Annotated in this window: 17 protein-coding genes and 1 tRNA gene; 12 read left to right on the top strand and 6 right to left on the bottom strand. The window is 65.6% G+C overall.

The window, feature by feature from the left end; genetic code table 11:
• Positions 1-89: 89 nt before the first annotated feature.
• The gene (locus AC1DW2_RS24295; protein ID WP_477007279.1) at positions 90-1,283 is read right to left on the bottom strand and encodes an MFS transporter; all 1,194 of its coding nucleotides are present in this window, start codon (positions 1,281-1,283) and stop codon (positions 90-92) included.
• Between the two features lie 51 nt (positions 1,284-1,334).
• On the bottom strand, positions 1,335-1,955 hold the full coding sequence (locus AC1DW2_RS24290; RefSeq protein ID WP_477007278.1) for a TetR/AcrR family transcriptional regulator: 621 nt from the start codon (positions 1,953-1,955) through the stop codon (positions 1,335-1,337).
• Positions 1,956-3,348: 1,393 nt separating this feature from the next.
• Between AC1DW2_RS24290 and AC1DW2_RS24285 the strand changes: the two genes are divergently transcribed.
• A complete protein-coding gene (locus tag AC1DW2_RS24285; RefSeq protein WP_371496182.1) occupies positions 3,349-3,528 on the top strand; it encodes a hypothetical protein in 180 nt (59 codons plus the stop codon).
• Positions 3,529-3,828: 300 nt separating this feature from the next.
• Here the strand turns inward: AC1DW2_RS24285 and AC1DW2_RS24280 are convergent, their stop codons facing one another.
• A complete protein-coding gene (locus AC1DW2_RS24280) occupies positions 3,829-4,044 on the bottom strand; it encodes a hypothetical protein (protein ID WP_063984989.1) in 216 nt (71 codons plus the stop codon).
• A 122-nt stretch (positions 4,045-4,166) separates the two neighbouring features.
• On the opposite strand from AC1DW2_RS24280, the gene AC1DW2_RS24275 reads away from it, so the two are divergent.
• Positions 4,167-4,493, top strand: coding sequence for a hypothetical protein (locus AC1DW2_RS24275; RefSeq protein ID WP_063984990.1), 327 nt, complete (start codon positions 4,167-4,169; stop codon positions 4,491-4,493).
• Positions 4,494-4,678: 185 nt separating this feature from the next.
• Here the strand turns inward: AC1DW2_RS24275 and AC1DW2_RS24270 are convergent.
• Positions 4,679-4,755 (bottom strand) — tRNA-Pro (locus AC1DW2_RS24270).
• 68 nt (positions 4,756-4,823) lie between these two features.
• Between AC1DW2_RS24270 and AC1DW2_RS24265 the strand changes: the two genes are divergently transcribed.
• The 6 genes from AC1DW2_RS24265 (at position 4,824) to AC1DW2_RS24240 (ending at position 10,812) form a co-directional block, all read left to right on the top strand.
• Positions 4,824-5,813, top strand: a complete 990-nt coding sequence (locus AC1DW2_RS24265) for an L-threonylcarbamoyladenylate synthase (protein WP_477007277.1) — start codon at positions 4,824-4,826, stop codon at positions 5,811-5,813.
• A gap of 78 nt (positions 5,814-5,891) precedes the next feature.
• A complete protein-coding gene (locus AC1DW2_RS24260; RefSeq protein ID WP_028154399.1) occupies positions 5,892-7,319 on the top strand; it encodes an FAD-binding oxidoreductase in 1,428 nt (475 codons plus the stop codon).
• The gene (locus AC1DW2_RS24255; protein ID WP_477007276.1) at positions 7,316-7,756 is read left to right on the top strand and encodes a GNAT family acetyltransferase; all 441 of its coding nucleotides are present in this window, start codon (positions 7,316-7,318) and stop codon (positions 7,754-7,756) included. The genes AC1DW2_RS24260 and AC1DW2_RS24255 overlap by 4 nt, the downstream gene beginning before the upstream one ends.
• A 13-nt stretch (positions 7,757-7,769) precedes the next feature.
• Positions 7,770-8,351, top strand: a complete 582-nt coding sequence (locus AC1DW2_RS24250; protein ID WP_071916105.1) for an NUDIX hydrolase — start codon at positions 7,770-7,772, stop codon at positions 8,349-8,351.
• A gap of 301 nt (positions 8,352-8,652) precedes the next feature.
• Entirely contained in the window at positions 8,653-9,582 is a 930-nt protein-coding gene (locus tag AC1DW2_RS24245) for a glycine reductase (RefSeq protein WP_477007275.1), read from the top strand.
• A gap of 36 nt (positions 9,583-9,618) precedes the next feature.
• Positions 9,619-10,812: a CaiB/BaiF CoA transferase family protein gene (locus AC1DW2_RS24240; protein ID WP_477007274.1), complete on the top strand. Its 1,194-nt coding sequence runs from the start codon at positions 9,619-9,621 to the stop codon at positions 10,810-10,812.
• Between the two features lie 108 nt (positions 10,813-10,920).
• Here AC1DW2_RS24240 and AC1DW2_RS24235 read toward each other — a convergent pair whose 3' ends face one another.
• On the bottom strand, positions 10,921-11,685 hold the full coding sequence (locus tag AC1DW2_RS24235; protein ID WP_477007273.1) for an SOS response-associated peptidase: 765 nt from the start codon (positions 11,683-11,685) through the stop codon (positions 10,921-10,923).
• Positions 11,686-11,748: 63 nt separating this feature from the next.
• Here AC1DW2_RS24235 and AC1DW2_RS24230 point away from each other — a divergent pair, with 63 nt between their 5' ends.
• The 4 genes from AC1DW2_RS24230 (at position 11,749) to AC1DW2_RS24215 (ending at position 13,697) form a co-directional block, all read left to right on the top strand.
• Positions 11,749-12,249, top strand: a complete 501-nt coding sequence (locus tag AC1DW2_RS24230) for a hypothetical protein (RefSeq protein WP_028152167.1) — start codon at positions 11,749-11,751, stop codon at positions 12,247-12,249.
• Between the two features lie 30 nt (positions 12,250-12,279).
• Positions 12,280-12,714, top strand: coding sequence for an NUDIX hydrolase (locus AC1DW2_RS24225; protein WP_477007272.1), 435 nt, complete (start codon positions 12,280-12,282; stop codon positions 12,712-12,714).
• A gap of 47 nt (positions 12,715-12,761) precedes the next feature.
• Complete coding sequence (locus AC1DW2_RS24220) at positions 12,762-13,139, top strand: TIGR02301 family protein (protein ID WP_477007271.1); 378 nt, start codon at positions 12,762-12,764, stop codon at positions 13,137-13,139.
• Positions 13,140-13,430: 291 nt separating this feature from the next.
• Positions 13,431-13,697, top strand: a complete 267-nt coding sequence (locus AC1DW2_RS24215; protein WP_014497305.1) for a hypothetical protein — start codon at positions 13,431-13,433, stop codon at positions 13,695-13,697.
• Between the two features lie 196 nt (positions 13,698-13,893).
• On the opposite strand, the gene AC1DW2_RS24210 is transcribed toward AC1DW2_RS24215, so the two are convergent.
• A complete protein-coding gene (locus AC1DW2_RS24210) occupies positions 13,894-14,214 on the bottom strand; it encodes a cupredoxin domain-containing protein (protein WP_477007270.1) in 321 nt (106 codons plus the stop codon).
• Position 14,215 lies beyond the last annotated feature (1 nt).

The following is a 14,215-nucleotide window of genomic DNA, read 5'->3' as shown; positions in this document are numbered from 1 at the left end:
CAACCGCAGGGAAACCGCGAGACGGAAATCGCACGGTGCCGGGCTGCGTATCCAGGGCTTGGTAAACGGCCGCGGGCACGATCGTACCACTACTCTGTCGCCGCATAGAGCAGGCCCGCGACGGGCAGAGCAAGGCCAATGGCCGACGCCAGCGTCCAGCCGCCTTGCGCGAAGGCCCAGGCGCCGACCGCAGAGCCGGCAGCGCCGGCGGCGAAGAACGTCGCCATATAGAGGCCGTTGAGACGGCTGCGGTGCTCATGCCCGAGCACGAAGATGGCGCGGAAGCCGAGCACGACGTTACCCTGGACACCGATATCGATGGCGATCGCGGCCACGACCAGGCAGGCGAGGTTCAGCATCGAGCCGGCCGCGCCGATATAGGTCACCAGGAAGCCGGCGGCCGCGAGCAGCATGGCGACCAGCGTCGCGATGCGGCTATGGCCGCGATCGGCGAGCCGTCCCGCGATTGGCGCGGCAAACACGCCGGCGACGCCGGCGAGCGCGAACAGCGCGATGCCGCGCTGGGAGAAGCCGAATTCGCTGGCGAGCTGGAGTGGCGCCACCGTCCAGAACAGGGTGAAGGCACCGAACAGGCTCGCCTGATAGAGCGCGCGGCGCCGGAGCAGCGGCGTGGTCCGGGCCAGATGCGGCATCGACAGCAGCAGCGTGCCGTAATGCATGCGCGCGACCGGCTTGCGCTTCGGCAACGTCGTCCACAACACCGCCGCGAGCGCGATCATCAGCGCGGCGGAAATGAAGAACACCGCGTGCCATGACAGCGCTGCCGTGATGAAGCTCGAGACTGGCCGCGCCAGCATGATGCCCAGCATCAATCCGGTCGAGACATTGCCGACGACGCGGCCGCGAATGGCTTCCGGCGCAAGGTGTGCCGCATAGGGAATGATGATCTGCACGGCGACCGAGCCGAGGCCGATGAACAGCGCGGCGATCAGGAACGGCAGCGCGTGCGTGGTGAACGCGGCGGCCAGCAGCGCCGCGGCGCCGAGCGTGATGACGGAGCAGATCAGCGCGCGGTTCTCGATGAGGTCGCCGAGCGGCACGATGAAGAGAAGCCCCACGCCGTAGCCGATCTGCGTCATGGTGACGATCAGCCCGGCCGCCGCATGCGAGAGGCCGAGCGCGGCGCTGATCGGGGCGATCAGCGGCTGGGCGTAGTAGATGTTGGCGGCGACCATGCCACAGGCCGCGGCAAGCACGAAGGTCAGTCGTTGCGACACCGCATCCGGCCCGGGTGCGGTCTCGATCGTGGCATTCATCGTCATTCCAACAGACTCCAGATATCGGGAATGATCATTCCCTAATAGGACACAAATTCAGGCGAGCAGTTTCATCGCGACGCCGACCAGGCGCTCGCCGTCGAGTGGCAGGCGCGCCTTGCCGACGACGCGCATTCCCTGCGTGATGCAGATCATCAGTCGCGCGGTGTCGTCGGTCGCAACATGGGCAGGAATCGAGCCATCGGCCTGGCCCTCGCGAATGAGGCCGGCGATGAAGGCCTCGTTGGTCTCGAGCTGGGCGTTGACGCGGGCGCGGACGTCCGGATCGAGCGCGGCGAGCTCGACCGCGCCACCGACCACGATGCAGCCGCGACGGCCCTCGATCCCCTGGGAGTGCTCGACATAGGACAGCAACATATGGCGCAGTCGCTCGCGACCGTTGGTGCCGCGCGCGGCCGCGCTGCGGGTCTGCTCCCGGCGCACGGTGGCATAGCGCTCGAAAGCGGCCAGGAACACGGCCTGCTTGTCGCGAAACGCCTTGTAGACGCTGCCGGTGGCAAGCCGCATCGCGGCGGTCAGGTCGCCGATCGAGGTGGCATGATAGCCCCGCTCGCAAAATACGCGTACGGCGCGGTCGAGCGCAGTGTCCATGTCAAATTCCCGGGGGCGGCCGGGTGGACGGGCAGCAGGCTGGGGACGGCGCGCGGCTTTTTGCATTGCGGGATAATAGGGAATGATTGTTCCCGAATCAAGGCACGGAGCTGTGAATGGGGGTGGATGGAGGTCACGCTCTCTCCCCATCGTCATTGCGAGCGCAGCGAAGCAATCCAGAATCCCTCCGCGGAAAGGCTCTGGATTGCTTCGCTGCGCTCGCAATGACGGAGTGTGAGGCATCGGCGTCGTCCTCAAAATACCACTGTCATTCCCCGCGACCCGGCTACGCCAAGACTTCGCCGGGGCTTCAGTCTAGGGCCGCCGAAGCTTTAGCGTAGGCGGCAAGCGGGGGAATCCAGTACGCCGCGGCCTCTCGGCTCAATCACAGCAGTCTCTGGAATACTGGATCGCCCGGTCAAGCCGGGCGACGACAGCGAGTGCCTGGTCGCAGACACGCCTTCGCATCCTCGCGGCATGTTTCGCCCGAGTTTTGCCTGGTCACTCCACCCTCGAAGCCAAGAGGGCGCAGGGAAGGCCGGGTGCTGACCTCGCACCCGCGGTCCGCTGCGCGAAGATGTAGCGCAAGGAAACCGCACAGCAGCATACAGGTGGTGCCAATCACTCGGCCTTCCCTGCGCGATGGTTGGACGGCTTATGCCGTGCTCTCCCGGGAGCCGAGTTCTCTTTGGCCTCCCTCGTCCTTGCGAAAGTCACCAGCACCGCGCCGGTTGACGCGACTGCCGCATCCGCAAACACTTGACCGTAGCGACGACGGTCAGGACCACACGGTTTTGCCGTACGCACGGCCCGCCATGTCGCCGCAGTTTTTCCAGCCCTGTCGACGGAGCCGGAAACTTACAGACGAGACGAACCTGACAGCGCCGCTCATCCGGCACGAAGTTCTGGGCTCACGGAGAGCAATCCGCCCTGCCCTTAACCTCTCGCGCCCGACGCTGCCGCGTCCACCGCAAGCCCGGCTCGCGACACGTGACGACACAAGATCGCCCCTCTTGGTGAGCCGGGATGGGCAACACATACGCCATTTCCGAATTTCGGTAAAGTGGAATATTTTAGCGCGGGTAGGTTGACAGCAAAGCGAAACACCCGGGCATGCCACCGTCATTCCGGGGCGCGGCGAAGCGGCGGGCTATGATGCGCAATTGCGCATCTGAGATCCCATGTCGCCGCGCAACTGCGGCCCGATGGATTCCGGGCTCAATGCTGCACATCGCCCCGGAATGACGAAGGGGAGAGTGTCACCGCTTCGGCCGCCCGGCAGGCCTTCGCCCTCAGCCGACGCGCTGGCACTCTCCTTGCTGCTCGCCCGCCAATCCCTCAGACCCGCAGTGGGTCTGTTTCATAGTGAGGCGATCCCATGCAATCGACGTCCCGTTTCGAAGCGACCATCCCGACACAGCTCCACGTCCTGATCTCCGATCTGCGTTGGCGCACGCAAATGCTCGACGCCGACATTCAGGAGGAAGAGCGGAGGGCCGGAATCTCCGATCCAAACAATCTCGCCTACCCGATGCTCGCGCAGAACCTGAGAGCCCGGCGCGACAATCTCCAGGTGAGCATCGCGATCCTGGAAAGCCGCATCGAAAAGCGATCAACCGAGTGGCCGAGCGCCGCCTGACGCGGATCGTGCCGGGCCCGACCAGGCACCGCGACGGCATCTACAGAAGGGCGCGGGCGATGGGCGATAGCCCTGTCCGCGCCGGTCAACGCGCAGGAACCCGCGTTGCCCTTTTGCAACGGTTCCCCACCGTCTGAAGCCGGACAAAAGAAACTCCCATTCCAGCCACGAACCCCGCTCACAACGCCGTGAGACTAGCAGGGGAACTACGATGCGTGCACAGCGCGTTTGGAAAGTGAATGGGGCCGCCAGCATCGGGCAGCTCCAATCGAGACTGGATGACCTGAACAAGCGTCTCGGTCAGCTCGAAAGCCAGCATCCGGCGAACTGGAGGCTCGAAGAACTGAGATCCAGCGCGCTGAGCCTGTCGCGCGAGATCGACGACATCCGCTGCGCCGAGGCGACGGCGGCCTTGAGCGAGCTCTTGCGGAAGTAGAGCTTCGGGCGATTCGAGCGACGCGCAAGGAACCAACCTTCCTCGACGCCATTGCCATGCTGAGCATGGAGCAGAATCATGACCAGGCACCTGACGCGAGCCCATCTCGCGCGCGGGGTGGCCGGCGCGGTGTCCACGCTGGTCCTGTGCGCGACGGCGGCATTCACCATCGCGCACCACTTCGCGCTGTGAGGGATTTTGCATGACATCCGATCCCGAGGAGTCGGTGAGGCTGCAAGGTTTTGGTGAGATGACGTTGCGCACTGCTGTCGCGACGCTGATGGCGCTGGCGCCGCGCGAGCGATCCGACGCCGCCATCTTCCGTGTCCGCGACGACGTGCGTTTGGCCTCAAGCGAGATCGCCGAACTTGCCTCGGACTGGGGCATGACACCGATGGCTGAAGTCAGGTCTCCAAGCCTCGTCCCGGAGCAGCACTGGCCGGACATCGTTCGCGGCATGGTGCGCGAGGCGCCACTGCCGGCACTGATGGTGGCGTTCCTGGTGGGCGTGCTGGTGGCGCGGCGGTAGTCTACTGACCTACTGTCCAGCATCGGACCATCGGCCGGCGAATGTAGAGCCATGCCGCCGCGGCAGATGCCCCTGCCCAACCAAATCGGCCGTGGACCCGCCCCGAAAATCGTTGCAAAAAGGCACTCCCGAGGCGCTGGCGGCCGGTCCGCCAAGCCTCTGGAAAACGTCGACTTTTGGAAGAATGGTCGGAGTGGCAGGATTCGAACCTGCGACCCCTGCGTCCCGAACGCAGTGCTCTACCGGGCTGAGCCACACTCCGACAAGAAGGCGGCTTATAGCGTCGGGCTTGACGCACCGCAAGCGGCCGGCATGAGGAATTTTGTCCCTGTGAAAACGGGTCTTGAAACGCTGATTTTACCGGCCGGCGCGGCCGGCGCGGAAGCTGCCGCCCGGATTTTGGCCGCCGGCGGGCTGGTCGCGTTTCCGACCGAGACGGTCTACGGGCTCGGGGCGGACGCCGCCAATGCCACCGCGATCGCCCATCTTTACGCCGCCAAGGGGCGGCCGGCCTTCAACCCGCTGATCGCCCATGTCGCCGATCTCGCCGCCGCGCGCCGGATCGGGCGGTTCGACGCGCGTGCGTTGAGGCTTGCGGAAGCGTTCTGGCCGGGGCCCCTGACGCTCGTGGTCCCGAAAACGGACGACTGTCCGGTGGCCGAGTTGGCCACCGCCGGGCTCGACACGGTCGCGATCCGCATTCCCGCCCATCCGGTGGCGGAGGCGATCCTGCGCGCCTTCGGCGGGGCCGTGGTGGCGCCGTCGGCCAACATCTCCGGCCATGTCTCGCCGACACTGGCAGCCCATGTCGAAAGCGACCTTGCCGGGCGGATCGACCTGATCGTCGACGGCGGACCTGTTACGGTCGGCGTCGAATCGACCATCGTCGGCTGTTTCGACGCCCCGATGCTGCTGCGCCCCGGCGGGCTGTCGCGCGAGCGGATCGAGGCCGTGCTCGGCGCGCCGCTGGCGCGGCCGCCTGTAGAGGCCGAGAGCGACGACAGCCAGCCGCTGGCGCCGGGCATGCTGGCCTCGCATTACGCGCCGCGCGCCAGCGTGCGGCTCAATGCGCGTGATGTGGCCGCGGGCGAAGCGCTGCTCGCGTTCGGCCCCGATCGCCTGCCGGGCCTGGAGGCCGCCGCCGCCGTCATGAATTTGTCGCCCGCGGCTGATCTCGATGAAGCCGCCACCAATCTGTTCGGCTATCTTCGCGCCCTCGATGCGAAGAGCCCGCGAGCGATCGCGGTGATGGCGGTGCCGGAAGAAGGACTTGGCGAGGCCATCAACGACCGGCTGCGCCGGGCCGCGGTCGCCCGATAGCGCATGATCCGGAAAAGTATGCAGCGGTTTTCCGATAAGATCATGCGCAAGAGATAAGAGCGAAGAAGAGACAAGAGCATGAACGTCAATAAATCTGCCACCCCGCCGCTTGCGCCAGAGCTGATCGAACAATTCCGCAAGATCGTCGGCGACCGACATGCCATCACCGACGCGGCCGACATCGAGGCCTACGTTACCGAGGAGCGCAACCTGTTTCACGGCCGCTCGCCGCTGGTCCTGCGCCCGGGCTCGACGGCGGAGGTCTCGGCGATCTGCAAGCTCGCCTCCGCGCACGGAATCGCGCTGGTGCCGCAGGGCGGCAACACCGGGCTCGTCGGCGGCCAGACGCCCCACAACGGCGAAGTGGTGGTGTCGCTGCGCCGGCTCGACAAGATCCGCGAGGTCGACACCGCGTCCAACACCATGACCTGCGAGGCCGGCGTCGTGCTCCAGGTCGCGCAGCAGAAGGCGGCCGACGTGGACCGGCTGTTTCCTCTCTCGCTCGGCGCCGAAGGAAGCTGCACCATCGGCGGCAATCTCTCGACCAATGCCGGCGGCACCGCCGCGCTCGCCTATGGCGTCGCGCGCGAGATGGCGCTGGGGCTCGAGGTGGTGCTCGCCGACGGTCGCGTGCTCAACGTGTTGTCGAAGCTGAAGAAGGACAACACCGGCTACAATCTGCACAACCTCTTCATCGGCGCGGAAGGCACGCTTGGCATCATTACCGCGGCTACGCTCAAGCTGTTTCCGAAGCCGCGGGCGATCGAGACCGCGTTCGTCGGGCTGAAATCGCCGGCGGCGGCGCTGAAGCTGCTGACCATCGCGCAAGGCGAAGCCGCGAATGCGCTGACGAGTTTCGAGCTGCTGTCGGAGATGGCGGTCGACTTCTCGGTCCGCCACGGCATCGACGTGCGCGATCCGCTCGAAGCAAAACATCCCTGGTACGTGCTGATGGAATTGTCCTCCCCCGGCGACGATGCCCGCACGCCGCTGGAGACGATCCTGACGCGCGCCATGGAAGACGAGATCGTCGACGACGCCGTGATCGCGGCCAACCTCACCCAGCGCAACGGCTTCTGGAAGCTGCGCGAGGAGATGTCGTCGGCGCAGAAGCCGGAGGGCGGCTCGATCAAGCATGACATCTCCGTGCCGGTCGCCGCCGTGCCCGCCTTCATCGACGAGGCCAATGCCGCCGTGGTGAAACTGATCCCCGGCGCGCGGCCAGTGCCGTTCGGCCATCTCGGCGACGGCAATCTGCACTACAATGTCAGTGAGCCCATCGGTGCCAACACCGCGGATTACCTGGCGCGCTGGCACGAGATGAACGCGGTCGTGTTCGAGATCGTGCTGCGCATGGGCGGCTCGATCTCGGCCGAGCACGGCATCGGCGTGCTCAAGCGCGACGAACTGCCGGAGGTGAAGGACAAGACCGCGATCGAGCTGATGCGGGCGATCAAGGCGATGCTCGATCCGCTCGGCATCATGAATCCGGGGAAGGTGCTATGAGCGTCTCCCTTACGATCGATGCGATCACCGACGCCGATGTCGAGCCCGTCGTCGCGCTGTGGCAGCGCTGCGGCCTGACGCGACCCTGGAACGACCCGCATGCCGACATCGCGCTGGCGCGGCGGCGCGACAATTCCACCGTGCTGATCGGCCGCGATGGCGGCACGATCGTCGCCACCGCCATGGTCGGCCATGACGGCCATCGCGGCTGGGTCTACTACGTCGCGGTCGATCCCGATGCGCGCAAACGCGGCTATGGCCGCGTCATCATGGCCGCTGCCGAGGACTGGCTGCGCCAGGCCGGCATTTTGAAGCTGCAGCTGCTGGTCCGCCGCGAGAACGCGCAAGCCAATGCGTTCTACCAGTCGCTGGGTCTCGAGGAATCGACCTCGGTGATGTTCCAGAAGTGGCTCGACGGCCGCGCTTCCACAACGTAGCTGGAAAACAGCAATGACCATTTCCGACCGCGTCCGCATCAAGGACGTCCGCGTGCTCTCGGACGGCTGGACCACGCTGAAGACCACGACGTTCGAGTACCGGCGCGCCAATGGCGAGTGGCAGACCCAGCACCGGGAAACCTATGAGCGCGACAACGCCGCCGCCGTGCTGCCGTATAATCGCGCACGGCGTACGGTGATCCTGGTGCGCCAGTTCCGCCTGCCGGCCTTTATCCGCGGCTACGACGATCTCCTGATCGAAGCGGCCGCCGGCGTGCTCGACGATGCCTCCCCCGAGGTGCGCATCCGCGCCGAGGCCGAGGAAGAGACCGGCTATCGCCTGCACCACGTCCAGAAGGTGTTCGAGGCGTTCATGAGCCCCGGCGCCATCACCGAGAAGCTGCATTTCTTCGTCGCCGAATACGAGCCGGAGATGCGGGTCAGCGACGGCGGCGGCCTCGAGCACGAAGGCGAGGACATCGAGGTGCTGGAGCTCTCGATCGACGAGGCCTTGGCAATGATCGCGGACGGCCGCATCATCGACGCCAAGGCGATCATGCTGCTGCAATACGCGGCGCTGCATATTTTTCGGTAGGTGACGCTGGCGTCGCTTACCCTCCCCTGGAGGGGGAGGGTCGGCTCGCATTGAGCGCAGCGAAATGTGAGACGGGGTGGGGTGACGGTCCCTCCGCGTCCAACAGTGCCCGAGTGGAGAGATCACCCCACCCCGCTCGCGCTTCGCGCGATCGACCCTCCCCCTCCAGGGGAGGGTAAGAAGCACCTGGCACGCGGCTTCATCGTCTACTGCAATTCTGCCCTGCGCCGCCCCGCCCCGGTTGAGCAACACCAAAACTATCTCTAGTCTGGTCCCAACCAAGAACCAGGAGACGCGCCCCATGTCCGCTCCGCGCGACGACGAATTCGGCTTTGCGCCCGACTATGACTCCCCCGTCCCCTATATGCAGCGCACGCGCGAATATTACACCGCGATCGGCTACACCACGCCGTATCGTTGGGCGCATTACACGGAGGCGCCGTTCCAGCCGCTGAAGAAACCGCTGTCGCAATCGCGCGTGACGATCATCACCACGGCCGCGCCTTACGATCCCACCAAGGGCGACCAGGGGCCGGGCGCGGCGTATAATGGCGGCGCCAAATTCTACCAGGTCTATGACGGCGACACCTCGAAGCAGCACGATCTGCGCATCTCGCACATCGGCTACGACCGCAAGCACACCACGGCGACCGACAACGGCACCTGGTTTCCGCTGCCGCAGCTTTTGAAGGCGTCTGCCGCAGGCCGCATCGGCGAGGTGAGCCAGCGCTTCTTCGGTGCGCCGACCAACCGGAGCCATCGCGTCACGCTCGACACGGACGCGCCGGAAATCCTGGCGCGCTGCCTCGCTGACAAGGTCGATGTCGCCGTGCTGGTGCCGAACTGCCCGGTCTGCCACCAGACCACGGCGCTGGTGGCGCGGCATCTCGAGGCCAACGGCATTCCGACCGTGGTGATGGGCTGCGCCAAGGACATCATCGAGCATGCCGCCGTGCCGCGCTTCTTGTTCTCGGACTTCCCGCTCGGCAATTCCGCGGGCAAGGCGCACGACGTCGCCTCGCAGGCGCAGACGCTGGAGCTCGCGCTGAAACTGCTGGAGACCGCGAGCGGGCCGCAGACCACAATACAGTCGCCGCTGCGCTGGAGCGAGGACGCCTCCTGGAAGCTCGACTACAACAACGTCGCACAGCTCTCGCCTGAAGAGCTGGCGCGCCGCCGCGCCGAATTCGACAAGCAGAAGGAGATCGCGCGCGGCAACCGCGCCGCCTGACGTCCTCCGACAACAACAAACAACGGGGAGAGCGACGTGACGCGACCGTTCGAGGGCGTGAAAATCCTGGACTTCACGCAAGTGCTGGCCGGCCCCTATGCGAGCTACCAGCTCGCGCTGCTGGGGGCCGACGTGATCAAGGTCGAACGGCGCGAGGGCGAGGACATGCGCCGCACGCCGCTCTCGCGCGAATGGGCCGAACGCGGGCTCGCGCCGGCGTTCCAGGCCATCAACGGCAACAAGCGCAGCCTGACGCTCGATCTGCAAAAGCCCGACGCCATCGCGATCGTGAAGAAGCTCGTGGCGCAAGTCGACGTCGTCATGGAGAATTTTCGCCCGGGCGTGATGGACAAGCTCGGGATCGGCTATGAGGCGCTCTCCGCGATCAATCCAAAACTGATCTATTGCGCCGTGTCCGGCTTCGGCCAGACCGGCCCGGACCGCCTGCGGCCCGGCTATGACGGCAAGATGCAGGCGCTGTCGGGCATCATGGCGATCACCGGCCACCCGGAGACGGGGCCGACGCGCGCGGGCTTTGCGGTGTGCGACGTGCTCTCGGGCGCCACGGCCGCGTTCGGCGTGTCGAGCGCGCTGTATCAGCGCGACCGCACCGGCAAGGGACAGCTGATTGACGTCTCGATGCTGGAGGCGACGATGGCGTTTCTCTCGGGGCAGATCGCGGACTGGTCGGTCGCCGGCCATCGCCAGCAGCTGTCGGGCAACCAGGCCGTCAGCCGCAGGACCACGGCGAACCTGTTCAAATGCGGCGACGGCCACATCCTGCTCGCCGTCAACAACGAGAAGCAGTATCGCGCGCTGATGTCCGCGCTCGGCCGCGAGGACACGCTGTCAGACCCGCGCTTCGACGACTGGTTCGCGCGCAACGAGAACGAGGGCGCATTGCGCGCCATCATCGAGGAGGCGCTGGCGGCCAGGCCTGCGCGCGAGTGGGAGACAATCCTGGAAGATGCCGGCGCGCCCTGCGCCAGCATCTGGAAGGTCGAGGAGGTCATCGATCATCCGCAAATCAAGGCGCGCGGCGCGATCCAGGAGCTGGATACGCCCTACGGCCGCCTGCGCTTTGCCGGCAGCGGCTTCAAGCTCGCCCATGGCGGCGGCCGGCTGGACCGGATGGCGCCGGAATTGGGTGCGGATACGGATGCTGTGCTGGGCGAGCTGGGATTTGATGCAGCGGAGATCGCGGCGCTCAGGGCAAAAGAGATCGTGTAGATTGCGTAGGGTGGGCAAAGGCGCAACGCGCCGTGCCCACCGTCTATCCACTTGCTTGAAACACGATGGTGGGCACGCTTCGCTTTGCCCACCCTACGGCACCGCCGCCTAAAACAACGACCCCTGCCCGTCATCTGACGAGCCGGCGGCCGCCTTCCGCGCGACCTTCTTCGGTTTCGCCGCCTCAGCTTCCGCCTCCATCTCCTCCGCGCTGATCGGCAACACGAGCTGATCGTCGTCATTGGCGACGCGGTTGACGCGGGTGGAGACCGGGTGCCAGGCGAATTCACCGATGCGCGGGGTGGACATCAGCGGCAACACGGCATCGACATCGTCGCCGCGGCTGTCGAGCCAGCGCTCGAAATCGCGCGGGCTGATGGTGACGGGCACGCGGTCGTGCAGGGCGGCGAGATCCTCGCCCGCCGCCGCTGTGACGATCGCGACGGTGTCGAGCTCCTCACCGTTCGGCCCGACCCAGGTCTCGAATACCGCAGCAAAGCCGAGCGGCTCGCCATCGGCGCGGTGGATGAAGAAGGGCTGCTTGCGGCCGCCCTCCGTCTTCCATTCATAATAGCCATCGGCCGGGATCAGGCCACGGCGCCTCCGAATCGCGTTCTTGAAGGCGGGCTTTTCCAGCACCGTCTCGGAGCGCGCGTTGATCAGGAGCGTAAATCCCTTGGGATCCTTGACCCAGCTCGGCAACAATCCCCAGCGCATCAAGCGGAAATGGCGCGCGCCGTTATCGAGCAGCACGACCGGAATCGGTTGTGTCGGCGCGACGTTGTACCGTGGCGGGAAATTCGGCTGCTCGACATAGCCGAACAGTTGCCGCAAAGCCGCGGGGGCCGAAGTTATGACGAAGCGTCCACACATCCTTGGCTATCTATATAGGGTCCGTTCAGGTCGTTTTAACCCCGAACGCTAACACTGCGGCAGATGAGCTCAAAGGCCTCCCAACCCGCGCGGACGCATGTACAGACGGGCCCCGAGGCCGCCGCCTGGGCCGAGCGGCTGCGCGTGGCCAACATCAACCCGCGAACCGGGCTTGCCACCGACTATCTCAACCATTTCAATGAAGCCGTGATGCTCCTGGAAATGGTCCCGGACATGCCGGAATGCGCCGAAGATTTTTTGACCTGGTCGCCGCTGTCCTATGCCGAGCATTTCACCGCGTCGAATTTCAAGGCACGGGATCTGGCCATCGAAGCCTATGAGAAGGCCGATCCGAACGTGCGCGCCCAGTTCGACCACATCACTGATACCATGACCTCGATCCTGACAGCGGTCGGCTCGGCCATGCGCGAGGTCGAGAAGGACACGACCCGCGTCCGCCTCGCCGAGCAGGCCACGCTCTGGGTCAAGCCGCTGATCGCGGCCTGCGGCGGCATCATCAATGGCGGCGCGGAAGCCGACGTCGACACCATCATGGCGAATTGAGCCAAGGGCTGTTGAAGGGTTGTTGAAGATATGCCTGCGGTCATCCAGCCCACCCACCCCCAGATCGCGGTCAGCGCCGCCATCTTCCGCGACGGCAAGGTACTTCTGACCCGCCGCGCCCGCTCACCCGCCAAGGGGTTCTATTCGCTGCCGGGCGGCCGGGTCGAGTTCGGCGAATCGCTGCACCAGGCGCTGGCGCGCKAGGTCGACGAGGAGACCGGGCTCGCCATCGAGATCATCGGCCTCGCCGGCTGGCGCGAGGTGCTGCCGACCGCCCCCGGCGCCGGCCACTACCTGATCATGTCCTTTGCCGCCCGCTGGGTGGCCAAGGAGCCGGCTCTCAACGAGGAGCTCGACGATTACCGCTGGATCGCCCCCGACGCCCTGGCGAGCCTCGGCGACCTCAAGCTGACCGGAGGGCTGGAGGAGGTCATCCAGTCGGCCGCCCGGCTGATCGGGCCCTGACTGCCCCGTCTTGCGTCATCCGCCCCAAGGGGGCATACACCCCGCCGATGTCCACGCGATCTCTGGCCATTTTTGCCCTGATTCTCGCCTGCGCCTCCGTGCCCACGAGGGCCCAGGACGTGGCGGCGCCGTTTGACGCCGATTTGCAGCGGCTGGCGGAGATTTTGGGCGGCCTGCACTATCTGCGCGGCATCTGCGGGTCCAACGAGGGCAACAAATGGCGCAGCGAGATGCAGGCGCTGATCGATGCCGAAACCCCCTCGGGCGAGCGCCGCACGCGCATGATCGCCGGCTTCAACCGCGGCTATAACGGCTTCCAGCAGACCTATCGGAGCTGCACGCCGGCCGCGACGGTGGCGATCCGCCGCTATATCGAGGAAGGCTCGAAGATCTCGCGCGATCTCACGGCGCGTTACGCGAACTAGCTCTCCGTCATTCCGGGGCGCGCGAAGCGCGAGCTACGATGCGCAATTGCGCATCTGAGAATCCATCGGGCCACCAACTCTGACGCACGATGGATTCCGGGCCCGCGCCTGTCGGCGCGTCCCGGAATGACGAGAGAGATGAACGCGAACGCGCATCCGGAACCCTGTCATCGACTTTGTTCACAGCCGTTAACCGTTCTTAAAGATGTAGCCTAGCGGGCGTTAATACGCGTGCTACACCTTTCGTACAGCGCATCGCCGTGGATCGCGCCCCAGCCCTGATCGAGTTTCATGAGCCATTCAGTGTCCTACGCCCCCGCCCGCGCGCCGCTGCCCGATCACGAGCAGAAACAGGCCGCGCTGAGCTATCTCAACGAGGCCTGGGCCGAAGCGCGCCATGATGGCGTCGACGGTGACTGCCTGGCGCAGGCGAGCCTGTTTGCGGCATTCGCCGAGCTCGTCGGCACCTACGGCGAGGATGCGGTGGCGAAATTCGTCGAGGGCTTTCCGGGCCGCATCCGCAACGGCGAATTCTCGGTCACTCTCGCAAGGCAGTAAGCTGCTTGCGAAAAATGACCCCGCCACACGGGCGGGGCCAGTCTACGGATGAATGACTTGGCGAACGGGATCTGGCGAACAGGTTCGCGAAGTCTGCTGCGTTTATCGCACGGAAGCCGCCTCCCCCGGACAAGCATTAGTCTCGCGATGACCGGGAGATATTCCCACTACGATCGGGAATGCACTCCCACCTCCCTCACGGCGCGACCTTGAGCGTCGCTTTCATGTTGGGATGATAGCGGCAGTAATAATCGACTGTTCCCGCCTTCTTCAGAACAAACGTTGCCGACTTCTTCGGTGGCAGCATCACGTCGAAATCGCCGTTCTTCGCCGTGGCGGTGTGCGCGAACACGTCCTTGTTGATCCATTCGATGGTATCACCGACCTTCGCGGACGTTTCGGCCGGTGAGACCACGAGATTGTCCATTATGATCTGAATGGTCGCGGCGCGCGCCGGGRCGACGATCGACAGCAAAACGACCGCAAGCGCGATCGAAGCGAGGCGTCGCGGCTTCATC

The sequence above is a fragment of the Bradyrhizobium sp. P3_C3 genome, from assembly GCF_056402655.1.
This window is presented reverse-complemented; position numbering and strand designations above follow the sequence as displayed.